Origin of the sequence: Glutamicibacter sp. NPDC087583 (genome assembly GCF_044743685.1) — a bacterium.
GTDB lineage: Bacteria > Actinomycetota > Actinomycetes > Actinomycetales > Micrococcaceae > Glutamicibacter.
Window position 1 is genome coordinate 787477 of record NZ_JBIUWY010000001.1, and the last position, 24127, is coordinate 811603.

The following is a 24127-nucleotide window of genomic DNA, read 5'->3' on the forward strand; positions in this document are numbered from 1 at the left end:
ATGTCGGAGACCACCACCCATATCCCAGCAGAGAAGGCGCGCATCGGCGCACCATCGATTCCTGGTTTCACCGAAGAGGGCGAAGACCTTTCGCCGATCAACGACAACGACAGCTCGCCGCTGGCCGGTGCCTCCACCAAGGCGCACAGCCACGGCGGCGGAGTTGGAGTTCCCGATTCATCGCGTGCCGGTCGACTGACCAGCACCAATGTAGATGACTTCGCCAAGCTGACCGGTCGTGAAGAGGACTGGCGCTTCACCCCGCTCAAGCGCCTGAAGGGCCTGCACAGCGATGACCTCACCGGCGCGGCTCCCAAGATAGAGCTCGCCGGCAACGGAATCGCCAAGCTGTCGGTTGTTCCGGCTGGCGACGCGCTGAACGGTGTTGCGCATACCCCGGATGACCGCGTGTCGGCCAACGCTTGGAAGTTCGCTTCCGAGACCCACGTTGTGACGATCCCGAAGAACGCCGAAGGTGCCAACGCAACCCTGCGCATCACCGGCGAGTCGCTGGCAGCGGCGGCTCAGCACCTCATCGTTGTTGCCGAGGAAAATTCCGAGGCTACTGTTGTGCTGGACCACGTCGGTTCGGCAGTGCTGGCACAGAACGTCGAGTTCGACGTCCAGGCCAACGCCCGCTTGACCGTGATCTCCCTGCAGGCTTGGGAAGATGACGCCGTTCACGCTTCCTCGCAGCAGGCGCTGGTAGCTGCTGGCGCTTCGTTCAAGCACATTGTTGTTTCCTTCGGTGGCGACCTGGTTCGCGTGAACCCGTCGGCTCGCTTCACCGGCGAACGCGCTGAGATCGAGCTCTACGGCTTGTACTTCGCAGATGCCGGCCAGCACCTGGAGCACCGCTTGTTCGTTGACCACGCTGTGGCCAACTGCAAGTCGAACGTGCTGTACAAGGGTGCGCTGCAGGGCAAGGACGCACACACCGTGTGGGTTGGCGATGTGCTGATCCAGAAGGCTGCTGTTGGTACCGACTCCTACGAAGCCAACCGCAACCTGGTTCTGACCGATGGCGCCCGCGCTGATTCGGTTCCGAACCTTGAAATCGAAACCGGTCTGATCGATGGTGCTGGCCACGCATCGACCACCGGCCGCTTCGACGATGAGCACCTCTTCTACCTGATGGCTCGCGGCATCGATGAAAAGACCGCACGCCGCTTGGTAGTTCGCGGATTCCTGAACGAAATCGTTCAGCAGATCGGCGATGAGGCTCTGCAGGAGCGACTGACCGACACCATCGAAGAAGAATTGGCTGCTACCGAGAACTAGGTAGTGCTCGCTTCACCAGCTTTTTAGCCTTAGCGCTTTTTAGAAAGAAACGGAACGACGTATGTCTACTCTGGAAATCAAGGACCTGCACGTCTCGATTGACACCGAGCAGGGCGAGAAGGAAATTCTCAAGGGTGTAACCCTGACCATCAAGACCGGCGAAACCCACGCAATCATGGGCCCTAACGGCTCGGGCAAGTCGACCTTGGCTTCGACCATCGCTGGCCACCCGCGCTACAACGTCACCTCCGGCTCCATCACCCTCGATGGTGAAGATGTCCTGGAGATGAGCGTCGACGAGCGCGCCAAGGCTGGCCTGTTCCTGGCTATGCAGTACCCGGTAGAGGTACCAGGCGTAACCATGACCAACTTCCTGCGTACCGCCAAGACCGCCATCGACGGCGAAGCTCCAAAGCTTCGTACTTGGACCAAGGACGTCAAGGAAGCTATGAGCAAGCTGAAGATCGATGCCGACTTCGCTGGCCGTAACGTCAACGAAGGCTTCTCCGGTGGCGAGAAGAAGCGCGTCGAGATCCTGCAGCTGGAACTGTTCAAGCCCAAGTTCGCAGTTCTGGACGAGACCGACTCCGGCCTGGACGTCGACGCTCTGAAGGTTGTCTCCGAGGGCGTTAACCGCGCACAGGACGAGAACGAAATGGGCACCCTGCTCATCACCCACTACACCCGCATCCTGCGCTACATCAAGCCAGAATTCGTGCACGTGTTCGTGGATGGCCGAGTTGCAGAACAGGGCGGTCCGGAACTGGCTGACCGTCTGGAAGAAGAAGGCTACGACCGTTACCTGAACGTCAAGGCCTAAGGTTACAATCATGAGCGAATCGACCGAACAGAGCACGGGAGCCGCTACGACTCCTCTGGAAGACGTTGAGGAAGCGCTCAAGGACGTCATTGACCCTGAACTGGGTGTCAATATTGTCGACCTGGGTTTGCTGTACGGCCTGAAGTACGCGGATGACGGCGTACTCTTGCTGGACCTCACACTGACAACCGCCGCTTGCCCGCTCACCGATATTATCGAAGAGCAGGTCGGCCAGGCGCTGGAGAGCGTTGTGGACGACCACCGTTTGAACTGGGTCTGGATGCCGCCTTGGGGTCCAGAACGAATCACCGATGACGGTCGCGATCAGATGCGAGCCCTGGGCTTCAACATCTAATTTAGGCTGTTTCAAGCAGAACCGCTTGCTCCCTACGGGGGTGAGCGGTTCTGTTCGTTAACGCCCGAGGGGCCTGCATTCCTTCTGGTATCTCGTGGAAGAGCCGAAAGGGAAAGGGGTACCCGGGGCAGAATCGGGGAGCAGCGCATGTCCGAAGCCGCAAATGGTGCACATGAGAGCGCAACGTGGCCGATCGCAGAAATCGACGAAGCACCCAAGGACGTGAATGACCTCGAGCTGGGAGTCAACATTGTTGGCCTGGGCCTGCTTTACGGACGGTGTTTCGACGGCGATTCAGTCCTGGAAATCGACTTGACGTTGACGACGCCTGCCTGCCCGCTGACCGATCTACTCGAAGCGCAGATTGATGAAGTGCTGAAGAACCTTGTCGACGGCCGGAATCAGATGCAGGTCTTGGGGTTCAACATCTAGGCCAATGCCCCAAGGGCTCAATGCGGTACTGACTCGAAAGCAAACGCGCTTCCGGTGCCACCCGCGGCGGCCATGAGCGCGATCGCCCTTTGCCCAGGTATCCGAGCCTGGTTGGCCTGCCAGAACAGCCGAGTCGCAAGAATCGCGCCGCTAGCACCGTAGGGGTGTCCCAACGCCAAGGCCCCGCCACCTTGGTTCACCGTCACCTCGGTGATCCCTAGCTCATCGAGGCATGCCAGGGCCTGGACCGCAAAGGCTTCGTTGAACTCGATCAGTGGAGTGCTGGAAGCAGCAGCGGATGGCAGCAGGCCGATGAGCTTGCGGTACGCCGGTACCGCCGCCATGCCGAGAATGCTGGGATCGCAAGCACCTGAAGCAGAAGCAAGGTAGCGCATTGCGAAGGTTGGGTTCAGTCTCTGGCGCATTTGTTCGCTCACCAAGATTACCGCAGCTGCACCATCGTTAATCGGGCAGGAGTTTCCCGCAGTCACGGTGCCACCGGGTACGAATGCCGGCTTGAGCGCAGCGAGCTTGCGAAGTGTCAGTCCGGGCCTGGGGCAGGTGTCGGCCGCTACTTGCCCGTTGCTTGTATCCACGGTGACAAGCTCGCGATCAAAGAGTCCAGCCGCTTGAGCGCGCAGCGCACGCTGGTGGCTCTGCAATGCGAAAGAATCTTGCCGCTCTTGTGCAATGCCGTAGGACTGGGCAATATTCTCCGCAGCTTCGCCCATTTCGGGGTCCGGGTCTCGCTCTGGAGTGAATCGGGCACGCGAGTAGAGGCGCGGAGGCTGGATTACGGAGGTTTGCTTTTCAACCCGCCATGGCGCGGTACTCACCGACTCCACGCCACCGGCCACCACGACATGCGCTTCACCGCAACGTATCATCCGCGCAGCGGCGGCAATTGCGTCCAGTCCACTGGCGCATTGGGCATCGATGCTGGTCGCGCTGACGGTCTTGGGCAGCACCGACGCCAAAGCAGACACTCGCGCTATATTTCCGCCCGGTCCCGCCGCATTGCCGGCAAATACGTGGTCTACATCCGCAGGGGAGATGCCGCTTCGATCTATTAGCGCGTTGATCACCCGAGCCAGCATTTGGTCTGCGGTAATGCGGGAATACTCCTTGCCTGCTCTAACGATGGGCGTGCGTGCTGCATTGATAATGAAGGCGTCATTCATCTGAGCCAGTCGCTCCGTTCAATGTCCAGATCCTGGAAGTCCAAAGCCGAGGCATTCAATTTTCCGCTGAAGGTCTCGGGCCACGATCGCAAGTAGATGATTTGGTGCGGGATCTTGTACTGGGGCAAATGCTTCTGCAGGCCGGTGAGAAGAGCGGACGGATTGCGGGGTGGCGAAACCGTGTAGGCCAGCAACCTGGCTGGTGCGCTCGATGCATCGATCCGCACTACGGCATTGGCCAGCCCCTCGGCATTAAGCGCTGCGCCCACTTCGCCCGGGTGGATATTGTTTCCGTTGAGATTCATCATCCCGTCGTTGCGACGGGACAGGACGATGCGATTTGAACCCAGGAGCTTCGCCTGATCACCAATGCCGATTGCTGTGCCGCACCGAGCGATGACAGAGTCCGAGCTAAGGTCGTACCCCTTGGCGTTGAACGGGCTATCGATATAGAGCGAGCCAAAGCCTGAACCCGGCGTTGCCTCATGGGTGTGAGCCTGCACCCCGGGAAACAGCTGACCGTCGAAATAGGGAGTTCGCGGATGGTTGGCCAGTCGCTCGCGATACGCGATGAGGCTGTGCTCGCTGCTCCCGAAATATTCAACGCAGCGCGCCGAGGGAGCCATCTGGTGAAGAGTTTGCATGGTCTCCTGGTCCAGGGATTCCCCTCCGCTGATGACCAATCGCAGGCTGGAGAACCGTGCCGGGTCATCCAGGGCCAGCACCTTGCCTAGAATTGTCGGTACGCTGACGATACGGGTGCAGCTGACGCGCGCCAGCAATGATGCAACGCCCTTTTGATCCCATTTTCCGGAAGCCACGAAGGTGCCGCCAGTATGCAGGGACTCGACCATCGCGTAGAGGCCCAGACCGTGGGAAATGGGACTCGGGCAAAGAGTGGAATCATCTGGCGAAGCGCCCAAGATCGTGGCACCGGCACTCAGGGACGCTTCCCACGATGCAGCACTCCGGAGCACAGCCTTGGGACGCGATGAGCTTCCAGAAGTACAAATGATCAGCAGGTCTTCAGCGCAATGAGTCTTGGTCGCGGGCGCAATGTATTCACCGGGCTCGGGTGGCTCGGGCGGCAAGGCGAATCTTGGGACGCCGGGCAAAGGCCGCGGAACCGTCGATTCAAGCACGAAATCGCATTGAAGAGCGGTTGCCATGGAAGTGGCCAGATTTCCGGGCCAAGCAGGGTCAATCACCACCAATGTCTTGCCACTGCGCGCGATCGCATAAAAAGCGATGGCCATCTCAATCGGATCGCTGGTGTGCACGGCGATCCGATTGCCTGGAACGGATTCTAGCCGCTTGGCCAGAGCACCGCTGCTGCTGGCCAACTGCGCATAAGTCAGCCGGCTTTCAACCGTGAGCAGGGCAAGATGATCCGGTCGTTGATTGGCCCACCTTGCCAGTGCCTGCCACAGTTCCATCGAGCTACTTCATCAACCCGCGGTAGCTACGGTGCACGGTCAGGGCCACCAGGGTGGCGACTACGGCTTTGAGGACGTCCCCGGGCAGGAATCCGAGAGACCCCAGCAAGGATGTGCCCAGATCAAGCCCGGTAACAGCAGCGGTCCACGGAACGCCAAACAGATAGATGACGACGATTCCGCCAACGAGAGCCGAGGCCAGTCCGGACATGAATCGGGCGACCTTGTTTTCGTTGCGCAGAACCCAGTATTTGAAGAGGGCTCCAATAACGAGTGAGCCGAAAATCCATCCAATGAGATATCCGCCGGTCGGCCCGAACAGGACTCCAAGCCCACCACGCCCACCAGCCAACAAGGGCAGCCCTGCCAAAGACAGGACTACGACAACCAGTGAGGCCAACGAACCTCGCCAAGGTCCCAATAAGGCGCCGGCCAGCATGACACCCAGGGTTTGCAGGGTAATGGGTACCGGGATGATCCCCAATGTAATAGGGGGAAGGAGCCCCATGGCCGCGATCATGGCGGCAAAGACTGCGACGTATACCGTATTGCGAGTTTGCGAAGTTGAGTCGGTGCGAGTTGGCATTGTGTTTCCTTGGAAGTGCGAGCGAGATGGAAGTAGCTGATGCGCTTAGCGTCGGTAAGGTGCTGAATCGTAGCCGCGGGCGTCTAACGCTTCGGCCGTCTCGTCAGCGATTTTTAGTGATCTGATAACTAATGGGACACTCACGGCCAACGGATTGTTGCCCAGACCCCGAGCATGCTGGGCTTCGCGGACTTCGAGGTATACCTTTTTCAACTCCGGAATGAACCGTATTGTCATGGACAGTCCCAATGCGATTTGCGCTGGATTAGCTCCAAGGAATCGTAATGGAGAGGCAACCTGTTGGAAGAGCTCGAGCATCGCGTCAAAGCTTGTGGTGAGGCTGACGGCGTAGGCCATCAGGCACATGGTCAGCAGCCGCAGGACCGAGACCACGGCGTTGGCCCAATCGGTTTGCAGGCCGAGAAGAATGAAGACGATGCCGAGAATCATGGCCAATGAGAACAGTGGCATGCGCAGCTGCTTGAGGTCGACCCTAGCCGAAAGCAGCAGTATCGCACTGAGAATGAACAGGGGCAGCAAGACCTGCCACGAGCTAATCAAGTAAAGCCCGATGCTCAGAACCAGCAATGTCCCGAATTTCCATCCCGGCTTAACACGCGCTAGATACGAAGTATTCTTGGACGCGATCATGCGTGGCTCCATTGGCGGTAATGGGCGATTGCTTCTTCCGGTCGGCCATCGAATTCGATAGCTCCGTCGGTGACCACGAGAACGCGGTCGAAATCTTCAAGTATTTCTAAATCGTGCGTCACCACAATTGCACGTTGTGCCAGCTTGGCAATTTCGCGTTGGAAAGCAAGTCGATTGCGCAGATCCAGCATCGTAGTGGGTTCATCGAAAACAATGGTTCGTGGCCGCATGGCAAGGACGGAAGCGAGTGCGACCATTTGCTGCTCGCCGCCGGAAAGAGTGTGGCTTTCGCGATCTGCCAGATGCGAGATGTTGAGCTCTGCCAGTGTCTCATGCACGCGCAATTGGCGCTCTGCTTTGGGAATTTGCAAATTCTTCAGTCCGAACGCAATGTCTTCATAGACCAGCGGCATGATGATTTGATTTGCTGGATTCTGGAAGACAAAACCCACATCGCGGCGGATCTGCTTTGCATGATTCCGAGTGTTCAGGTCGCCAACGTGCACGGATCCTTCAGTAGGCAAAACGAGGCCATTGATGAGCCGGGAGAGCGTACTCTTCCCAGCACCGTTTGCCCCGATAATGCCGATGCGCTGTTCGTTGAGAGTCAAGCGCACATCTTTGAGGACATCGCGCTCTTCAAAGCGGACAGTGACATTCTCAAATCGAATTGGGGGTAGTTCCACGAGTGCTCCAGCGCAAGGTTCGTAGCTTGAACGGCGGGCTCCATGATCGGACAGCCATTCATGCTTGCGTTACAGATGACCGAAGAGCCATCGATTAAGAGCATACTTGATCACCGTTCAATTGTCTTGATCAGTGTTCAATAAATTCTTATGCAACGAAGAATTGTTCGTAGACCAAGCCCAGGGCCAAGAGGATCATTATGGTTCCGGAGCACATGGTTACGATGCGTGCCGCCATGGGCCGGGAGCGAAGCAGCACCCTGGCAGCCAATGCAACGGAGAAGTACACGAGGATCGATACCGCGAAATGAGTAAGCCCAAGAGCGCCGGTTTGCAGGGAGAGCGGAAGATCCAGGGATGAATCCAGGTACTGCGGGATGAGGGCCACATACAGCAGTAGTGCCTTGGGGTTAGTGCCGCTGGTGAGCAGGCCCTTGAGGAATTGGCCGCGTAGCGATCGATGCCGGACCTTGTCCAACAGCGCGACGGTGCTATCGGTAGGTTCGGGATTGCTCCGAGGGTAATCGCCATCGAGTGCTTCAATTTCGGAGGTAGATGGAGCATTGGCATCAAAGAACCTGGCGTTCCTGCAGGAACGCAGGGTCGCAATGCCTAGCCACAGCAGATAGACCGATCCGGCTGCCGTGAGCCAGAGGAGAAGTGACGGGGAACTCGCGACCAGGGCCGCAATTCCGCACACCAGCAATGCAGTATGAACCAGGTATCCCGAGAGCAATCCCCATACGGCTGGGCGATAGCTGGTTTTGCCCAGTGCAGAGGAAATGATGTACGCCCAGTCGGCGCCGGGCGTGCACGCCAACGTCACCGATACCAAGAGGAACCCGGTGAACTGCGAGAGATCCATTGCTTCTCCAAATCTAGAAACCTGTGCTCTGATAACAGTAAGGAAAAAATCGTGAAATGTGCTTGCCGATTCTTTGGGGATACCCGGCCCTTCGGCAAGAAAAAATTGCTCTGGCGTTAAATGGCGCAAATTATTTGTGCTGTAGTCTGATTTCATGGATGAACTAGACCGTGCGATCTTGGCCGAGTTGCAGAATGACGGACGGATGAGCGCTACCGCGGTAGCTGCAAAAGTTGGGCTATCGGTGGCTCCCTGCCATCGCCGGATCAAAGATCTTGAGCGCAGGGGAGTCATCAGCGGCTACCAAGCGGTGATTGACCCGGAGAAGGTTGGACTGGGATTCGAGGCCCTGGTTTTCGTCACGTTGAAAGACAGAGCGCAGCTTAAGCATTTTGAATTAGCAGTAGAGAGGGAAGAGCTAATAGTTGATGCGCAGCGCCTTTTCGGCGAGCCAGACTTCCTATTGCGAGTCTTTGCCAAGGATCTGCCGCATTACCAGCGTGTATACGACGAGGTCCTAGTTGATCTACCGGGCGTGGAAAAATTGACGAGCACCATAGTCATGCGAAACATCAAGGAGCGTGCGGTTCTGCCCGTCTAGGACGTCTTGTCGGACGGCTTCCGGTTGCGGGTTACCGCCGGCGTCAAGGACAACGAAATAATCAGAACTACCGCGCAAATCCATAAGGCCTGAGGCAACTTCAAGGTATCGACGACGAAACCAATAAATGGCGGACCGCCAAGCATTGCTCCATATCCAAACGCACTGACGATGCTCACCGCTTTTGGACCCAGGCGTTCTCCGCGGGAAGCAGCGATGCTCATGCCCAAGGGGAAGCCGAGCGAGCTACCGAGGCCCCACAATGCTGCACCGAGGCCTACTAGGGAGGGACTTGTGCCGGTGATGAACAAGCCGACGCCGAGAAGGCCGATAATTCCCATGATCAGGAGTGTATTTTTCGTGCCGAAGCGGTCCACAAGGCGACCGCCGACAAAGCGTCCCAGCGTCATTGCTGCGACGAACAAGGTGAACATGAGCGCGCCAATTTGATGCTTGAAACCGTGCCCGTCAACCGAAGTAACGGCAATCCAATCATTGGCCGCACCCTCGCTGAAACTTAAACCGGCGACCATTATGCCAAGCAGCAGCAAGAGTCCCATTTTGTGCGTTGATTGAATTCGGTTCTGGGGGACATCCTTGTTGATTGGAACCAAATTTTCGTTTTCCCAGCAGGTAATACCTCGATGGGCAACGTAAGCGAGAAGAAGAATGATGACCGCGACAAACGAGAAGTGCCAAAGGCTCGAGATATTCAAGGAAATGGTTGCTGTTGCCACCCCGGCGCCAATTAGGGTTCCCAGGCTGAAGAACCCATGAAGGGAAGGCATGATGCTGCGGCCGACACGACGTTCAACCTGTGCGCCGCTGACGTTCATCATGATGTCCAAACAGCCAAAAGTAAGCCCGTAAAAGAACAGGGCTACGTAGGCAAGAGTGGCTTCCTCGGTTATCGAAATGGCTATGCCCAGTACGACCAAGCATGCTGCTAATCCGATGGGCAAACAGCACAACAGGCGGCGTGTTGGAACGAATTTGCTCACCGACGGAATAAGGGAGATTCCGAGCAAAGTTCCGATGGTGCTGCAAATCAAGAACGATCCGAGGTTCAAGCCAGAGAAATCGAAAACAGCGTCGATAATGGAGAGGCGGCCTGCCCAAGTCGCAAAAGATAATCCTGCAAGAAGGAATATTAGATTGATGCTGGTGCGTTCCGTGATTCTCTGTCGCGCGAGGTGGGCGACCAGTTGGGTCATCGGGCACTGTCCCTTTCGATTTCTACAATTCCTAGAGTTTATCTCAAATTAGGGGGATAAGTTACTGTTCAGTCGGGATTCTGAGTGATTATGCGCCGCTGCACGGCTCACGATCATGACATTCACAGATTCGACGGCCGGACCAGGAAAAGAAACGGTGGTGAAGAACGAAAGTTCTCGCTAGTCAGCAGATTTCTTTGCGGAAAATACGGGTATGGTGGCATTGCCCACCGGGAAGTACGCTCGAGATGAAAACTCGTAAATTTCTTGCGTGCAGAGGTGGGATCGTGAAGTTGAGTTCCGAACAATGCGGAGTGATCATCGTGGGTGCTGGATTGGCCGGGCTGGTTGCAGCGTCCGAGGCACTTGATGCAGGACTGAGAGTCCGAATCCTGGATCAGGAAAACAGGGGTAATCTCGGCGGCCAGGCTTACTGGTCTTTTGGGGGGACTGTTTCTCGTTGATACTCCTGAACAGCGCCGCTTGGGAGTTCGTGATTCTTTTGACCTTGCCTGGTCGGATTGGCAGCATAGTGCACAATTTGACCGGTTGGACGATGAGGACCTGTGGGCGCAACGTTGGGCCAAAGCCTACGTGGAGTTCGCAGCTACTGAAAAACGGTCCTGGATCAAGCAAAAAGGCATAGATCTGACTCCAGTTGTGGGCTGGGCAGAGCGCGGCGATGGTCGCGCCGAAGGGCATGGGAATTCTGTACCCAGATTTCACATCGCCTGGGGAACTGGCACCGGGGTATCGATGCCATTTGTGAATAGGGTGCTCGACGGACTGCAAACGGGACATGCCGAGTTGCTCAACCGCCACAGGGTTACTGGATTGGTGACCACTGACGGTTCAGTTACCGGCGTTCGCGGTGAGGTCTTGTCGCCTGATGACGCTCCACGCGGGCAACAGTCGTCAAGAAACGTGGTTTCGGAGTTCGAGTTTTCGGCTGAAGCAGTGGTGATTGCAACCGGGGGAATAGGCGGAAATCAGGACCTGGTTCGGAAACTCTGGCCCGACAGGCTCGGCATCGCGCCGGGGCGCATGATTACCGGCGTTCCGAATTATGTTGACGGCAGCGGCATTGAACTCTCGCAGGAGGTGGGGGCGCGTCTTGTTAACCGCGATCGAATGTGGCATTACACAGAGGGAATCCAGAATTGGAACCCAATTTGGCCCGCTCATGGAATTAGAATTTTGCCCGGTCCAAGCCCGATGTGGTTCGATGCCGAAGGGAACCGCCTTCGTCCTCCTTGCCTTCCGGGGCACGACACTTTGGGCACGTTGAAATACCTGCGCACCGATCCCACTGCGCGAAAGTACGACTATTCATGGTTCGTGCTGAATCAGCGAATTATCGAGAAGGAGTTTGCGCTGTCAGGGTCGGAGCAAAATCCAGATCTGACTAATCGGGATAAAGCCGGAGTTATCAAGGACCGGTTCTTTGGCAAGGGTGCTCCGGGGCCGGTCACGGATTTCTTGAACAAAGGTGCGGATTTCGTTTCAGCGACTACCGTCGAGGAGCTCGTGACGAAGATGAATGCAATCGCGCCGGAAGCACATATTGATCCGATGCGGCTTCACCAGCAATTAATGGTTCGTGATTCGCAAACTGAAAATCCATTTAGCAAAGATCGCCAAATTCAATCTATCCGCAATGCCCGAAAGTACATCGGAGACCGTTTGACCCGAGCAGTTGCTCCGCACAGGATACTCGATCCTGCGGCGGGGCCATTGATAGCTGTGAAGCTGCACATTCTGACGCGAAAGTCATTAGGCGGACTGCAGACAGACCTATCTGGGCGAGTCCTCAAATACGACGGAACAGTTCTTGACGGGCTTTATGCGGCCGGTGAAGCTTCTGGATTCGGGGGCGGCGGGATGCATGGGTACAACGCGCTGGAAGGAACTTTCTTGGGCGGGTGCTTATTTAGTGGCCGGCAAATAGGACGAGGGCTGGCTGACAGGCTCGGCCGGAAAGGGCCTCAAGCTAGAAATGAGGCCTAACACTGGTCAAATTCCTAGATCTGGATAGATGCGAAAACCGCCGTTCACTTGTATTACCAAGTGAACGGCGGTTTATTTCGTACCCCCGGCCGGATTCGAACCGGCGACCTAGAGATTAGAAGGCTCTTGCTCTATCCAGCTGAGCTACGGAGGCATAACCGAAAATAGTTTAGCTCATTGATCACCAAAAATACGACTTGAGGCCGATAGGCTGGAGAAGCGAATGTAGATCATCATCTGATTAGGAGTAGGTAAGTTGCCGAAATTGAGAATCGGTAGCGTGTTGAGCATCGTGTGCTTCTGTGTGCTAAGCGTGGTTTTAGCTTGGGCCGTAGCGTTGCCGCTTTGGATGGGAGAAGGCATAAATGATGCCAAGCTTCCAGGAATCGCCATGGCAATGATGTTTACCCCGACCATCGCTGCTCTAGTGATTGCCATTGTCGAACGCCGGCTAACGAGCTTCACCTCCGAGGTTGGGCTCTGGCCAATCAAGCGTCCGGGGAAGTTTGCCATCGCACTGGTGCTGTCCTATGTGATTCCGCTCGGGCTCATACTTCAAGCGCCCTTCATCGGAACATGGCTAGGGGTCTTCCCTGGTGATCTGCAGAATTTCACCGTACTGCGCGTTGTCTCCGGCCAGGAAGGCCCGACAATCTACCTTCTCGGACAGGCGGGGTTGATAGTTGTCGCTGGCCTCATGAATTCCTTGTTTGCTTTAGGAGAGGAGATTGGTTGGCGGGGATGGCTTTGGATTCGCCTGCAGCCTTATGGGCAACTTGTATCAATTCTTGTATCCGGCGTCGTCTGGGGGATCTGGCATGCACCATTGGTGCTTCTGGGCTACAACTATCCGATGGCTGCGGGCGCGTGGGGAGTCATGGCTATGTGCGGCATGTGTACCGTATTTGGCGCCTTCCTTGGCTGGTTGCGTACCTACAGTGATTCCGTATGGCCAGCGGCTTTGGCGCATGGAGCCTTCAACGCCAGCGTGGGATTGGTTTCACTGTTTATGGTGATGGGAGTTCCTTTGGACGCAACAAAAGCATCAATCATGGGTTGGTCCGGCTGGATCTTGCCAGGAATCGTCATAGCCGCCATGCTATTGAAAGGCGCATTCAAACCTCAATGGGCTAAAGATTTATCCACAGGCCGTTGACTTTGCGTCCGACCGGATCTTGCGGTGCGCCATCATCGGATTCAATGGCAGAAAAGGCTTCTGCCATTTGTATCCAATAGGAGGCAGTCCAATGAGCGATCTTGTGACAATCCGCGGAATTGTCGGAACGGAACCTCAACTCAGCATTACGCCCAAGGGCGTTTCTATCTTGAAATTCCGAGTAGCGACGCATGAGCGAAAACGCGATCTTGAAACAGGGCAGTGGGTCGACGGGCCGACCAATTGGTATGCGGTTTCGGCGTTCCGTACCCTGGGAGAGAATTCCATGGAATCCCTGGGGCAAGGCGACCATGTAATGATTTTCGGAAAGTTGCAGATCCGAGAATTCGAACGAGCAGATGGCTCGCGAGGGAATAGCGCAGATATCGAGGCTTATTCAATTGGTCACGATCTGCGTTTTGGAACGAGTTCCTTCAACCGTGTACGGACAGATACCGGCGAAATGGAGCGTGTGCAGCACCCGTCACGTTCGTCCGACACTGAAGCGAGCTGGCAAAGCGAGGATGGGGAAGCGGCCTGAAGACGCGTGTTCTGGTGGTGTTTGAGGGTTTCGTGTGAATCCGGGCACCACCAACCCAAAATAGTGGTGTGTGGATTCGGAAATGACCCCCGCAACAGACTAGCCTTAAGAACATGGCGGAATTCATTTACACGATGACCAAGGCTCGCAAGGCCGTTGGCGACAAAGTCATCCTTGACAATGTCAGCATGTCGTTCTTCCCCGGTGCCAAAATTGGCGTCGTGGGACCCAACGGTGCTGGTAAGTCAACGATCCTAAAGATCATGGCGGGGATCGATACTCCCTCCAACGGTGAAGCGCGTCTTTCACCGGGCTACTCGGTAGGCATCCTGCTGCAGGAACCCCCACTGAATGAAGAAAAGACCGTCCTGGGCAACGTCCAGGAAGGTGTTGGCGAGATCTATGAAAAGATCACTCGCTTCAACGAAATCTCGGAAGAGATGGCACAGGACGGTGCCGACTTCGACACGCTCCTGGAAGAAATGGGCAAGCTGCAGGAAGCGATTGACGCTGCCGACGCTTGGGACATTGACAATCAGCTCGAACAGGCAATGGACGCGCTGCGCTGCCCACCAGGCGACGAGAAAGTTACCCACCTCTCCGGTGGTGAACGTCGACGTGTAGCACTGTGCAAGCTTCTCCTGCAGAAGCCGGACTTGCTGCTGCTCGATGAGCCTACTAACCACTTGGACGCAGAGTCCGTACTGTGGCTGGAACAGCACCTGGCATCTTACCCGGGCGCCGTGCTGGCCGTAACCCACGACCGCTACTTCCTGGACCATGTCGCCGAATGGATCTGTGAAGTTGACCGCGGTCGCCTGCACCCATACGAGGGCAACTACTCCACTTACCTGGAGAAGAAGCGCGAGCGCATGGAAGTTCAGGGCAAGAAAGACCAGAAGCTTGCTAAGCGTCTGGCAGAAGAACTCGAGTGGGTTCGTTCGAACGCCAAGGGCCGTCAGACTAAGTCGAAGGCTCGTCTGGCGCGCTACGAGGAAATGGCTGCGGAAGCCGAGCGCACCCGCAAGCTGGACTTCGAAGAAATCCAGATTCCGCCAGGCCCGCGCCTGGGCCAGCTGGTAATCGAAGCCGAAAACTTGAAGAAGGGATTCGGCGATCGTGTATTGATCGATGGTCTGTCCTTCTCGCTACCGCGCAACGGCATCGTGGGTGTCATTGGTCCCAACGGCGTCGGCAAGTCGACCCTGTTCAAGACCATCGTTGGCATGGAAGAGCTTGACGGTGGCACCCTGAAGGTCGGCGACACGGTCAAGATTTCCTATGTCGACCAGAATCGCGAAAATATCGACCCAGAGAAGTCGTTGTGGGAGGTCGTTTCTGACGGCCTCGATTACATCAACGTCGGTCAAGTTGAGATGCCATCGCGTGCCTACGTTTCGGCGTTCGGGTTCAAGGGCCCAGACCAGCAGAAGAAGGCAGGTGTTCTCTCCGGTGGTGAGCGCAACCGTCTGAACCTGGCACTGACCCTCAAGCAGGGTGGCAACCTGTTGCTGCTCGATGAGCCTACTAACGACTTGGACGTTGAAACCCTGTCGTCGTTGGAAAACGCGCTGCTTGAGTTCCCGGGTTGCGCTGTAGTGGTCTCCCACGACCGTTGGTTCCTGGACCGAGTCGCGACCCACATCTTGTCGTACGAGGGCACTGAGGAGAACCCATCGAACTGGTACTGGTTCGAAGGCAACTTCGACTCTTACGAGAGCAACAAGGTTGAACGATTGGGTGCCGACGCGGCTAAGCCGCACCGTGTTACCCACCGTCGCCTGACCCGCGACTAATCCACGGGCATGAAAATAGCCGCCACATTTGTGGCGGCTATTTTTATGCCGCAGGAGGCATCGTTCAATTAGCTCGTCGTCGAATCGGCACGCAATCCGGACAATTTCAGATACTCGCGATCCTGGTAAAGCAGGTGTTGCTGTTGCGCATGCCCGAAGAGTACCGCATGGACTTCAGCAGCAATCAGGCGGGAGCCTCCAACGCTGATGGAGGAGTGGATACTGGCGCGGAAAGCAACGGGAGCCTCGATGAAATGTGGCTCGCCGGTGGGCAAGACCCGGAAATGTTGATCGCTGGTAAATCGTGGGGCACCCGGGCGCGCGAAATTATTTGCCAGCTCGTGCTGGTCTTCGCCGAGCATATGGATCACGAAACTCGGTGCTGCTAGCACAGCGCCGGCAGCGCCGGATTCTTTGGCCAGCGAGAACGAAACGGCAACGGGATCAATGGAAAGTGAAGCGAGGGAAGAGATAGTTAAACCGTAGAATGCCCCGTCGACCGCTGCAGTAATCACTGCTACTCCAGCAGGATGGTGACGGAAGGCTGTACGGAATCCATCTGATAATTCGCTCACTGAGCCGCTCCTTTGCCTGGAGTTGGAATAAAACTCCAGTAACTGATGCAAAAGCCCGAGCTTTTGCCAACAACTTTGAATACTTCCACCCTAAGACCTCAAGTAAACTTGAGGTCAAGGAAAGGGGTGGTGATGCTTCACACAGCGGAATCTGGGGATTGCGAAAAAGATTTTCCCGGGCGTGAGCTGCTAAGCATCGGGCAGGTTAGCGAACGCACTGGTGTGGCCAGATCTGCACTGCATTATTACGAAGATATTGGGCTGATCGTTTCCATGCGGACAGCGGGGAATCAGCGACGCTATCCTCGCCACTTGCTGCGTCGTATCTCGTTGATCAGTGTCGGCCGGAAGTTGGGCATCCCACTCAGCGACATCAAGCGTGCTTTGGCACCAGTGCCGATGGGAAAAATCCCCGAGGAAAGAGACTGGCTTCGCGCGACAGAGGAATGGAAGAAAGTACTCGAAGCGAGGCGGCGTGCCATCGAGGAATTAGAAGATCGGCTTATGGGATGCATTGGATGCGGCTGCCTGTCGATGCAGGCCTGCAGCCTCCTGAATCCGGAAGACCAATTGGCGCGTGAAGGTGTGGGCGCGCGGCGATTGGAAGCACCCGCAGATGCCGGGGAGCAGTCCATGTAGCCGGAGGGGCAGAACATTACCTGTTTTGAAATTCCGATATCCTCTGGCGCCTTCGATTGGCGCCGCCTGGAACTCCCGTACTGAACTCGGCACTTACTAGAATGTAATCATGAAAATTGCTCAAATATATCGCTTTCCTGTTAAAGGGCTACCAGGCGAAGCAGTCAGTTCGGTCGCAGCCAAAAAGGGAAGCGGGCTAGAGGGCGATCGCTGTGTCGCCTTCGGAAACGGCACAATTGAGCACCAAGACGGGCAGTGGCAGAGCTGCCTAAGCTTCACTATTCTCAAGAACAACAAGAGCCTGCAAAAGTGGCAAGTTGAATCCAGTTTTCCACTTATCACCATGACCGCGCCAGCATCTACAGGTGCGGCACCATTGACCTTTGATGCCAGTAGCCAGCATGGCAGGGATGCCGCCAGCGCCTATCTGTCGAATCACTTGCCGGCGCAGGGGCCAAAACCGCGAAGATTGGTGTCTGCACCGCAAGGAATGTTCGATTCGCGACTGTCGGGCATTTCGATTATTAACCCCAATACGGTTGCGGAGCTGTCGCGAGTATCCGGGGTGCACTTGGATCCCCGGCGGTATCGAGGCAACCTTGTGGTGGAAGGCCTGCCCGCATACTCGGAATATGGGCTTATTGGCAAAGTGCTGCGCATAGGCGAAACCCGTATTGCCATTACCAAATCAATCGCCCGTTGCTCAGCAACCTCGGTAAATCCGGATACTACCGAAGTCGATACCAACGGACCCCGTTTGCTGGCAACGCACTTTGGCCACGTTCACTGTGGCATTTATGGAACCGTTCTGGAATCCGGGGTCTTGGAGACTGGCGCCTCAATTGAAATAGAAAACGAAGCAACAGAAGCCGAAGAACTGGTTCCAGTGAAGATCTCTCCACGGTTCATGACCATACTTCGAAACGAGGACTTGGGCTCAGGAGTAGTCGAACTGCTGCTTCACGATCCTTACGGATGGATTAAGTCTGAGTATGAACCGGGCATGCATCTAAGGGTTCACTTGCCAGATCCGCTGTGGAGAAATTACACCATCACCTCGGTGAGCGACCGGGGCATTAGTATCGCCGTTCGCATCCAAGGTGAAGCTTCAGCGAAAATAGCACAGCTGCAGGAGGACGAGCAACTTCTTGTCTCAGGGCCGTACGGTGTGCTGACCTCGGCTAATGTACTAGGCTCCAGCACTGCCATCGTCAGCGCTGGAATTGGCATCACTCCTGCTTTGGGGCTGCTCGGGGATGCTGCAGCGGTGAATGGCAGCCAAGATCTGAGGTTCATCCATGTCGAACGTGGCGGAGCCAGTGCCTTGTACTGCCGGCTGGAACAGATGGCTGCCGGGCTGAAGGCGCCAATCAGCTTGGATCGCATCGACACCTCCGAGGGGCGGCCAGCGGCTGCTGCGATCGCAGCACGACTACGCGGTTGCAGCAGGGTGGTGGTGTGCGGGCCTGAAGAGTTCACCAAGATGGTATTCGAGGCGTGCGAGCAAGCGGGAATTTCTGCTTCGCAGATTTACAGCGAAACCTTCGCATCACCAGCGACCGATCTGGAACGCCTTTTTGAGAACTATCCGCCCGCAGAAGTCTCTTGTCGTGGGAGCGAAAAGAATTTCACCTGGAGTGCGGAGAATGGAGTGTTGCTTGATGCGCTGGAAGAGCAAGGGCTTGAACCGGCTAGTCTTTGCCGCTCGGGTTCTTGCGGCGAATGCGCCGTTAGCCTGCTCAGGGGCAGGATTTCCTACCCGTTGGAGCCGAGCGCCCGCGTAGCACCGGGCCAGATCCTCGCCTGTATGGCCGTACCAGCAGGCGATATTGAACTGGACGCATGAACCACGCGGGCGGTGCGCTATCGATTGAGGGCTAGTGCCCCTCTGCGAACTCAGGCAGGCGGATCATGCCTTCCTGGGCGACGGTCGCGACGAGCTCGCCTGCCTTGTTGTAGAACTTTCCCGCACCAAGTCCGCGGGCCGACGAGGCCGATGGCGAATGAAGTACGTAGAGCAGCCATTCATCGACTCGGAAATCCCGGTGCCACCACATTGCGTGATCGAGGCTGGCGATGCTCAAGCCGCGATGTACCCATGGCACTCCATGGGCTCGCAGGGCAGGCTCAAGTAGCATGTAGTCGCTCGCGTAAGCCAAGGCAGCTCGGTGCAGGGCGGGCTCATTGGGCATTGCCGAGGTGGTGCGCAGCCAAACCGCACTATCGGCAAGCTTGGCCGAATTTCCTGGAAGGTAGATCGGTTCCGAAACATGCCGGACGTCGAAAGGCCGTTCGAAAGCCCATTCCTTTGCCACTGGATGGTCCAGGTGCCCCACGAGATCTGCGGTAGTCGGAAGCGACTCGGGATCCGGGATTCCGGCAGGCATTGGATCATGGTGTTCGAGGCCGTTTGCCGGTTCCTGGAATGAGGTGATCATTGACAGGATCGGTTCGCCATTTTGGTAGGCGTGCACTCGACGTGCGGAAAATGAGCGGCCATCGCGCAGGCGCTGTACGCCGAAAGTGATGTTCTGGTTCGGGTCTCCCGGACGCAGGAAGTAACCGTGCAGGGAATGGATCGCACGGGTCGCTTCAACTGTACGCGTGGCGGCCATGATCGATTGGGCCAGAACCTGCCCGCCAAAGACGCGAGGTCGAGTCTGCCCAGGGGTATGGCCGATGAAGATATCCTCATCCGTGCGCGCCTGGTCTTCTCCATCCAGATTCAACAGATCCAGCAGGATCTGGGTGGTGCCTAGGTCTTCGGTCACTGTGCGGGCTCCTTGGAATGCGATAGCGGAACAAAACCAAATTTAATGCTACTCGAAAGTAATATTTTCAGTTGAGATTCGGGCTCATAGGAAAACTATACGTTTCACGGAGCAGCATCACGCCATGAGCAAAGTCGCCACGCGTAGTTGCCGCTCCGTGAGACGATAAATATATGGCTAGTGATGCGGTGATTTTCGACGACAGTAATTCAGTAAGCGACTTAGCGAACTTTATTAGCCGGGCGAAAACAATTGAAGATGATGCGGCCCAATTCGTCGCTCGAAATACGGCCTTGGCTGTCTATGTACCTGTTTTGGTCCCTTCCGACCTCGGTCAAGGCGGCTATACCATCCTCGGAATGCGAGTTCATCGCTTGGCGCAGCCTGCAGATCTCAAGGCCAGCTATTCCTTGGCATCGATCCAGGATCGCCTTGCTCGCATGGGGGAGTCAACCGTCGACTTCGCGCTCCCACCGGTTGAAGAGAATCCTAAATGGGCTGGGATCTCCGTGCCGGTCTCAGGCTGGGAAGATGCAGGAGCCGTAGCGAACGACATGCTAACTTCCTCAGCTCAAAACGGCATCGACGCCGTCGCCCAAGCATTGCCGGAAAACCCGGGATTGCCTGTGCTTGTGCAGATACGGCAGCGAATTTGGGCTGCGGATGTGCAAGGAGAAGATTTGAAGATTCCTATGGGCTCCGCATTTGCCATGCATGCCTTGGGTTTCCTGGCGCCTGGCGGGCAAAGCCGAGTATTCCGCAATGGCAGTTGGACTCGACTGAGTAACGAGCGAGGGCATGTCCTTGTCCGCAAAGCCTCTTTGCTCGGCTAAGCAGTAATAAGGATATGGACTAGAACTCGCCCGTGGCGGTTCTAGTCCATAAATTCTTAGAGCAGATTCCGGTGTTCATCCGGAGTGTTCAGCAACGAGTGAGCCGCACGCTCAAAGTAGTCCCGAAGGGTTTCGGCCTGCAGCATTGGCAGCTCTAGCTGGTCGATAGCCTTGTTCATATGGCCCAGCCAGACATCACGGTAGTGGCCGTTCACCGGGTAATTTGCATGACGCATGCGGAGCCGAGGGTGGCCACGATGCTCGGAGAACGTTGTCGGACCACCCCAGTATTGTTCCAGGAACAGCTGGAGGCGAACTTGGGCAGCCCGAAGCTCCTTCTCTGGATACATCCGACGGAAATCCTCGTCTTCGGCAACGGAACTGTAGAAATTCTTGGTCAGCTGAGCGAAAATCTCGCGACCGCCAACCTCTGCGTAGAAGGTACCGGGATAGTTGGCAACGTCGATCGGCGTTTCGGCGGCATCCAAGAATTCTTGGCTGGATCGGCCTAGAACCAGGGGATTGCTGAAGGGATCCTTTTTCGGGTCATGTGCAAGTGGCAGGTTTTCAGTCATTCGTAAAAATCCTCAGGAGGAGCTAGGGGATACCGGCTCGTGGAGAACCGGGAAGTTGACGGACCGGGCGATGAAGCAAACCTTGTTCGCCTGGGAGTGGAGCGAATCGGCAAGTTCTCGTTGGGATTCATCGGCAAGGTAAACGACGGGCCGCAAGATGGCTTGGGTGAATTCACCGCTGTTATCCCGATTGAGACGCAGTGTTCCAGAAGCATCGTCCGTATAACCCGTGATATTCACGCCGTGGGTAACTGCTACATGCAGATACGAGAGCATGTGGCATTGGCTCAGGGCAGCAAGCAGGAGTTGTTCTGGATTCCAGCGATCGCGATCCCCATGGAATGTTGGATCCGCGGTGCCCGGCAAATCTGGCAAGCCCGATGCGCGCAATACATGGTCCCGGCCGTAGCTGCGGTAGCTTTCCGTTCCGGTTCCACGATTGCCTGTCCATTCGAGCCCTACCCGATATTCATGTTGCGAGAGGTCCATAGGTCTATTCTCCCACTTTTAACCGAAAGGTGGCGGCGGCTTCCGCATTGAGCAGAAGCCGCCGCCACCATCCGAGCGACCCTAGATTTCTAGTGCCTCGGCGTCCGCCCGACGCGCAGCGAGAGCCCGGACCACGTCGGCACGCGATTCCACCAGCAGACGGCGCATCGCCGCGTGCTTGGATCCCAGGGATTCCAGGAATGCATCCGTCTGGTCCAAAGTTTCCTGCGAGACGTTGGAGCTGGGGTAGAAGCCGATCACAATCTGCTTGGCCATCTCATGCGAGTAGGATTCCCACGCGTTGACGAGCAGCCCGAAGTAGTCCTCGGCGTATCCGGAGATCAACGCGTTCTGGTGCACGTTGTTGAAACCGGAAATGACGGCGCTTTGCTGATCGTTGGACAAGGTAGCAGCGGTTGCCGCCCCGAATGCCTCTGCCTTTGCTTCTGCAGTTGGGCGGGAAGCTCGCGCGGTGTACCACGACGCCTTGCCCTTGGCCGTGTCGTCGCTGGCCAGAACTGCGTCGAGATCAGCATCGCTCAGGTAGCCGCCGGCACTCAGCGCGATTGCGAAGGACCAGCGCAAATCGGTGTCAACGGCCAGGCCTGGCAAGCTTGCCGAGCCGTCGAACAAGTTCCTGACGCGATCCAACTGGGCGGCGGCGCGCGAGCGGTGCGCGAAGGCCTTGACGAACTGCAGCTGCGCGTCGGAGCCTGCTTCAGCATTGGAAGCCAGCTGCCACAGCTGGTCGGCAGCCTGCACCGAAAGTTCTTCGCTGCGTTCTGCAGCAACAAAAAGATCCAGCGAGGTGTTCAGCTGGCGCAACAGCACCATGATCACCGTGGAATCCACCTCGTGGCCAATATTGTTCAGCAGCAACTGGACGTAGGTGCTTGCAGGGGCTTCGGCATCACGTACAGAGTCCCACGCGGCTGACCAAACAAGAGTGCGCGGCAGCGACTCCTGGAAGTCCTTCAGATGCTCGGTGGCAGTCGCCAAGGAAACTTCATCCAGGCGGATCTTCGCGTAGGTCAGGTCATCGTCATTGAGCAGAACCAAATCCGGGCGCTTCATGCCGGCCAGCGCGGGAACGAAGGTGAGCTCGCCATCGATATCAAGTTCTTCGCGGTGCACGCGCTGCAGCGTTCCGGCCTCATCGAGCGAGTAGAAGCCAACAGCAAGTCGGTGCTGGCGCAAAGTCGGGAACTGGGCAACGGCGGACTGGCGAATGGCAAAGGACGTAATAGCACCGTCATTGCCGGTTTCAATTTCGGCTTTGAGGGTGTTCACACCAGCGGTTTCCAGCCAGGATGCGCCCCAGCCGCTGAGATCGCGGCCGCTGGCGGCTTCCAGTTCCTTGAGCAGGTCTGGCAGCTCGGTGTTCTTCCAGGCATGCTTGGCGAAGTACTCGCGTACGCCAGCCATGAATTCTTCCTGGCCTACGAAAGCTACCAGCTGGCGCAGAACGCTGGCCCCCTTGGCATAGGTGATTCCATCGAAGTTGACCTCTACGTCTTCAAGGTCATTGATCTCCGCGACAATGGGGTGGGTGGAAGGCAACTGGTCCTGGCGGTAGGCCCAGTTCTTCTCCAACGTATTGAAGGTGGTCCAAGCGCTGGTGAACTCGGTGTTCTGCGCGGCCGCCAGAGTGGACATGAATTCTGCGAAGGACTCATTGAGCCACAGATCGTTCCACCACTTCATGGTGACCAGGTCACCGAACCACATGTGTGCCAGCTCATGCAGGATGGTGATCGCGCGGCGCTCAATCATGGCACCGGTTGGACGGGAACGGAAGATGTATTCCTCGAGGAAGGTCACCGCTCCAGCGTTTTCCATGGCGCCTGCGTTGAATTCGGGAACGAACAACTGATCGTACTTCTCGAATGGGTATGGGGTGCCGAAGTTCTTCTCGTAGAATTCGAAACCCTGACGGGTCACGGTGACGATGTTCTCGACGTCCAGGTACTGCATCATGGATGCGCGGGCGAAGACACCCAGCTCGATGGTGCGGCCGCTGGAGGAAACCAGCGAATCGCGGGCGACCTGGTAGGGGCCTGCGATCAGGGCAGTGATGTAGCACGAGATCCGCTGGGTTGGGGCAAAGGCCCAAGTTGCTGAATTCCCGTTTTCCTCTGGCGCAGGAGTCGGGGCGTTGGAAACAACGTTCCAGTATTTTGGCGCGGTGACCGAGAACTGGAAGGTGGCCTTCAAATCAGGCTGCTCGAAGACGGCGAACATGCGCCGGCAGTCCGCGACCTCGAACTGGGTGTACAAGTAGACTTCCTGGTCCACTGGGTCTACGAATCGATGCAGGCCTTCGCCGGTGTTCATGTACAGCGCGTCCGCGTCGATCACGAGTAGGTTTTCTGCGGCGAGGTTCGGCAACTGGATACGGATGCCATCTGAATGCTGCGCTGGGTCCAGCTCGACGCCATTGAGATTGATGGAGCGTACCGAGTCGGTGACTGCATCAATGAATGTCGAAGCGCCGGCGGTGGCGGAGAACCGCACCGTAGTCTTGGAAGTGAAGACGCGCTCACCGCGAGTAAGATCCAGGCTTACCTCATAGCTGTCAACGTTGAGCAGATTTGCGCGTTCGCTGGCCTCGGCGCGAGTGAGGTTCATTCCTGGCAT

General features: G+C 56.7%; 23 protein-coding genes, 1 tRNA gene and 1 pseudogene. 12 read left to right on the forward strand and 13 right to left on the reverse strand.

Features of this window, described 5'->3' with window-relative positions; translation table 11 throughout:
* The 4 genes from sufD (at position 1) to ACIOU9_RS03765 (ending at position 2888) form a co-directional block, all read left to right on the forward strand.
* On the forward strand, positions 1-1281 hold the full coding sequence (gene sufD, locus ACIOU9_RS03750; protein ID WP_133834194.1) for a Fe-S cluster assembly protein SufD: 1281 nt from the start codon (positions 1-3) through the stop codon (positions 1279-1281).
* Between the two features lie 61 nt (positions 1282-1342).
* The gene (gene sufC / locus ACIOU9_RS03755) at positions 1343-2101 is read left to right on the forward strand and encodes a Fe-S cluster assembly ATPase SufC (RefSeq protein WP_105656644.1); all 759 of its coding nucleotides are present in this window, start codon (positions 1343-1345) and stop codon (positions 2099-2101) included.
* Positions 2102-2111: 10 nt separating this feature from the next.
* Positions 2112-2456, forward strand: coding sequence for a metal-sulfur cluster assembly factor (locus tag ACIOU9_RS03760; RefSeq protein WP_133834193.1), 345 nt, complete (start codon positions 2112-2114; stop codon positions 2454-2456).
* A gap of 147 nt (positions 2457-2603) precedes the next feature.
* Positions 2604-2888, forward strand: a complete 285-nt coding sequence (locus ACIOU9_RS03765; RefSeq protein WP_402696074.1) for a metal-sulfur cluster assembly factor — start codon at positions 2604-2606, stop codon at positions 2886-2888.
* 17 nt (positions 2889-2905) lie between these two features.
* On the opposite strand, the gene ACIOU9_RS03770 is transcribed toward ACIOU9_RS03765, so the two are convergent.
* From ACIOU9_RS03770 to ACIOU9_RS03795, 6 genes are all read right to left on the reverse strand, one after another.
* Positions 2906-4069 carry a thiolase family protein gene (locus tag ACIOU9_RS03770; protein ID WP_402696076.1) on the reverse strand — a complete coding sequence of 388 codons (1164 nt, stop codon included), beginning with the start codon at positions 4067-4069 and terminating at the stop codon, positions 2906-2908.
* Positions 4066-5505: a class I adenylate-forming enzyme family protein gene (locus tag ACIOU9_RS03775; protein WP_402696078.1), complete on the reverse strand. Its 1440-nt coding sequence runs from the start codon at positions 5503-5505 to the stop codon at positions 4066-4068. The genes ACIOU9_RS03770 and ACIOU9_RS03775 overlap by 4 nt, the downstream gene beginning before the upstream one ends.
* 4 nt (positions 5506-5509) lie before the next feature.
* The gene (locus tag ACIOU9_RS03780) at positions 5510-6091 is read right to left on the reverse strand and encodes a biotin transporter BioY (RefSeq protein ID WP_332728176.1); all 582 of its coding nucleotides are present in this window, start codon (positions 6089-6091) and stop codon (positions 5510-5512) included.
* 45 nt (positions 6092-6136) lie between these two features.
* Positions 6137-6742 (reverse strand): energy-coupling factor transporter transmembrane component T, encoded by a 606-nt coding sequence (locus tag ACIOU9_RS03785; RefSeq protein ID WP_332498347.1) that lies wholly within the window; start codon positions 6740-6742, stop codon positions 6137-6139.
* Positions 6739-7428 carry an ABC transporter ATP-binding protein gene (locus ACIOU9_RS03790; RefSeq protein WP_332486819.1) on the reverse strand — a complete coding sequence of 230 codons (690 nt, stop codon included), beginning with the start codon at positions 7426-7428 and terminating at the stop codon, positions 6739-6741. The genes ACIOU9_RS03785 and ACIOU9_RS03790 overlap by 4 nt, the downstream gene beginning before the upstream one ends.
* Positions 7429-7576: 148 nt before the next feature.
* Positions 7577-8293 (reverse strand): LysE family translocator, encoded by a 717-nt coding sequence (locus ACIOU9_RS03795; protein ID WP_105661450.1) that lies wholly within the window; start codon positions 8291-8293, stop codon positions 7577-7579.
* Positions 8294-8447: 154 nt separating this feature from the next.
* Here ACIOU9_RS03795 and ACIOU9_RS03800 point away from each other — a divergent pair, with 154 nt between their 5' ends.
* Positions 8448-8894, forward strand: coding sequence for an Lrp/AsnC family transcriptional regulator (locus ACIOU9_RS03800; RefSeq protein ID WP_105659214.1), 447 nt, complete (start codon positions 8448-8450; stop codon positions 8892-8894).
* On the opposite strand, the gene ACIOU9_RS03805 is transcribed toward ACIOU9_RS03800, so the two are convergent.
* Complete coding sequence (locus ACIOU9_RS03805) at positions 8891-10108, reverse strand: MFS transporter (protein WP_105659215.1); 1218 nt, start codon at positions 10106-10108, stop codon at positions 8891-8893. The two genes, ACIOU9_RS03800 and ACIOU9_RS03805, sit on opposite strands and share 4 nt — an antisense overlap.
* A 248-nt stretch (positions 10109-10356) precedes the next feature.
* Between ACIOU9_RS03805 and ACIOU9_RS03810 the strand changes: the two are divergent.
* Positions 10357-12115, forward strand: a pseudogene (locus tag ACIOU9_RS03810) (FAD-binding dehydrogenase).
* An 80-nt stretch (positions 12116-12195) separates the two neighbouring features.
* Here the strand turns inward: ACIOU9_RS03810 and ACIOU9_RS03815 are convergent.
* A tRNA-Arg gene (locus ACIOU9_RS03815) sits at positions 12196-12269 on the reverse strand.
* Positions 12270-12395: 126 nt separating this feature from the next.
* Between ACIOU9_RS03815 and ACIOU9_RS03820 the strand changes: the two genes are divergently transcribed.
* From ACIOU9_RS03820 to ettA, 3 genes are all read left to right on the forward strand, one after another.
* Positions 12396-13271, forward strand: a complete 876-nt coding sequence (locus tag ACIOU9_RS03820; RefSeq protein ID WP_400342454.1) for a lysostaphin resistance A-like protein — start codon at positions 12396-12398, stop codon at positions 13269-13271.
* A gap of 91 nt (positions 13272-13362) precedes the next feature.
* The gene (locus ACIOU9_RS03825) at positions 13363-13812 is read left to right on the forward strand and encodes a single-stranded DNA-binding protein (RefSeq protein WP_400342453.1); all 450 of its coding nucleotides are present in this window, start codon (positions 13363-13365) and stop codon (positions 13810-13812) included.
* A 113-nt stretch (positions 13813-13925) separates the two neighbouring features.
* Entirely contained in the window at positions 13926-15608 is a 1683-nt protein-coding gene (gene ettA / locus ACIOU9_RS03830) for an energy-dependent translational throttle protein EttA (RefSeq protein ID WP_105661447.1), read from the forward strand.
* Between the two features lie 68 nt (positions 15609-15676).
* On the opposite strand, the gene ACIOU9_RS03835 is transcribed toward ettA, so the two are convergent.
* Complete coding sequence (locus tag ACIOU9_RS03835) at positions 15677-16183, reverse strand: flavin reductase family protein (RefSeq protein WP_166650788.1); 507 nt, start codon at positions 16181-16183, stop codon at positions 15677-15679.
* A 132-nt stretch (positions 16184-16315) separates the two neighbouring features.
* Here ACIOU9_RS03835 and soxR point away from each other — a divergent pair, with 132 nt between their 5' ends.
* Complete coding sequence (gene soxR, locus ACIOU9_RS03840; RefSeq protein ID WP_400342489.1) at positions 16316-16822, forward strand: redox-sensitive transcriptional activator SoxR; 507 nt, start codon at positions 16316-16318, stop codon at positions 16820-16822.
* Positions 16823-16931: 109 nt separating this feature from the next.
* Positions 16932-18668 carry an MOSC domain-containing protein gene (locus tag ACIOU9_RS03845; RefSeq protein WP_332486833.1) on the forward strand — a complete coding sequence of 579 codons (1737 nt, stop codon included), beginning with the start codon at positions 16932-16934 and terminating at the stop codon, positions 18666-18668.
* 31 nt (positions 18669-18699) lie between these two features.
* Here ACIOU9_RS03845 and ACIOU9_RS03850 read toward each other — a convergent pair whose 3' ends face one another.
* A complete protein-coding gene (locus tag ACIOU9_RS03850; RefSeq protein ID WP_105659197.1) occupies positions 18700-19593 on the reverse strand; it encodes an acyl-CoA thioesterase II in 894 nt (297 codons plus the stop codon).
* A 173-nt stretch (positions 19594-19766) separates the two neighbouring features.
* On the opposite strand from ACIOU9_RS03850, the gene ACIOU9_RS03855 reads away from it, so the two are divergent.
* The gene (locus ACIOU9_RS03855; RefSeq protein ID WP_332486837.1) at positions 19767-20426 is read left to right on the forward strand and encodes a hypothetical protein; all 660 of its coding nucleotides are present in this window, start codon (positions 19767-19769) and stop codon (positions 20424-20426) included.
* Between the two features lie 56 nt (positions 20427-20482).
* Here ACIOU9_RS03855 and ACIOU9_RS03860 read toward each other — a convergent pair whose 3' ends face one another.
* From ACIOU9_RS03860 to pepN, 3 genes are all read right to left on the reverse strand, one after another.
* Positions 20483-21001 (reverse strand): globin, encoded by a 519-nt coding sequence (locus ACIOU9_RS03860; protein ID WP_105659199.1) that lies wholly within the window; start codon positions 20999-21001, stop codon positions 20483-20485.
* Positions 21002-21013: 12 nt separating this feature from the next.
* On the reverse strand, positions 21014-21490 hold the full coding sequence (locus ACIOU9_RS03865; RefSeq protein ID WP_332486839.1) for an OsmC family protein: 477 nt from the start codon (positions 21488-21490) through the stop codon (positions 21014-21016).
* Between the two features lie 81 nt (positions 21491-21571).
* Positions 21572-24127, reverse strand: a complete 2556-nt coding sequence (gene pepN / locus ACIOU9_RS03870; protein WP_105659201.1) for an aminopeptidase N — start codon at positions 24125-24127, stop codon at positions 21572-21574.

Excerpts from the sequence above, each read along its gene's own strand:
- sufD (WP_133834194.1), top strand. The coding sequence starts at position 1 with ATGTCGGAGACCACCACCCATATCCCAGCAGAGAAGGCGCGCATCGGC.
- sufC (WP_105656644.1), top strand. The coding sequence starts at position 1,343 with ATGTCTACTCTGGAAATCAAGGACCTGCACGTCTCGATTGACACCGAG.
- ACIOU9_RS03760 (WP_133834193.1), top strand. The coding sequence starts at position 2,112 with ATGAGCGAATCGACCGAACAGAGCACGGGAGCCGCTACGACTCCTCTG.
- ACIOU9_RS03765 (WP_402696074.1), top strand. The coding sequence starts at position 2,604 with ATGTCCGAAGCCGCAAATGGTGCACATGAGAGCGCAACGTGGCCGATC.
- ACIOU9_RS03770 (WP_402696076.1), bottom strand. The coding sequence starts at position 4,069 with ATGAATGACGCCTTCATTATCAATGCAGCACGCACGCCCATCGTTAGA.
- ACIOU9_RS03775 (WP_402696078.1), bottom strand. The coding sequence starts at position 5,505 with ATGGAACTGTGGCAGGCACTGGCAAGGTGGGCCAATCAACGACCGGAT.
- ACIOU9_RS03780 (WP_332728176.1), bottom strand. The coding sequence starts at position 6,091 with ATGCCAACTCGCACCGACTCAACTTCGCAAACTCGCAATACGGTATAC.
- ACIOU9_RS03785 (WP_332498347.1), bottom strand. The coding sequence starts at position 6,742 with ATGATCGCGTCCAAGAATACTTCGTATCTAGCGCGTGTTAAGCCGGGA.
- ACIOU9_RS03795 (WP_105661450.1), bottom strand. The coding sequence starts at position 8,293 with ATGGATCTCTCGCAGTTCACCGGGTTCCTCTTGGTATCGGTGACGTTG.
- ACIOU9_RS03800 (WP_105659214.1), top strand. The coding sequence starts at position 8,448 with ATGGATGAACTAGACCGTGCGATCTTGGCCGAGTTGCAGAATGACGGA.
- ACIOU9_RS03805 (WP_105659215.1), bottom strand. The coding sequence starts at position 10,108 with ATGACCCAACTGGTCGCCCACCTCGCGCGACAGAGAATCACGGAACGC.
- ACIOU9_RS03825 (WP_400342453.1), top strand. The coding sequence starts at position 13,363 with ATGAGCGATCTTGTGACAATCCGCGGAATTGTCGGAACGGAACCTCAA.
- ettA (WP_105661447.1), top strand. The coding sequence starts at position 13,926 with ATGGCGGAATTCATTTACACGATGACCAAGGCTCGCAAGGCCGTTGGC.
- soxR (WP_400342489.1), top strand. The coding sequence starts at position 16,316 with ATGCTTCACACAGCGGAATCTGGGGATTGCGAAAAAGATTTTCCCGGG.
- ACIOU9_RS03845 (WP_332486833.1), top strand. The coding sequence starts at position 16,932 with ATGAAAATTGCTCAAATATATCGCTTTCCTGTTAAAGGGCTACCAGGC.
- ACIOU9_RS03855 (WP_332486837.1), top strand. The coding sequence starts at position 19,767 with ATGGCTAGTGATGCGGTGATTTTCGACGACAGTAATTCAGTAAGCGAC.
- ACIOU9_RS03860 (WP_105659199.1), bottom strand. The coding sequence starts at position 21,001 with ATGACTGAAAACCTGCCACTTGCACATGACCCGAAAAAGGATCCCTTC.
- ACIOU9_RS03865 (WP_332486839.1), bottom strand. The coding sequence starts at position 21,490 with ATGGACCTCTCGCAACATGAATATCGGGTAGGGCTCGAATGGACAGGC.
- pepN (WP_105659201.1), bottom strand. The coding sequence starts at position 24,127 with ATGCCAGGAATGAACCTCACTCGCGCCGAGGCCAGCGAACGCGCAAAT.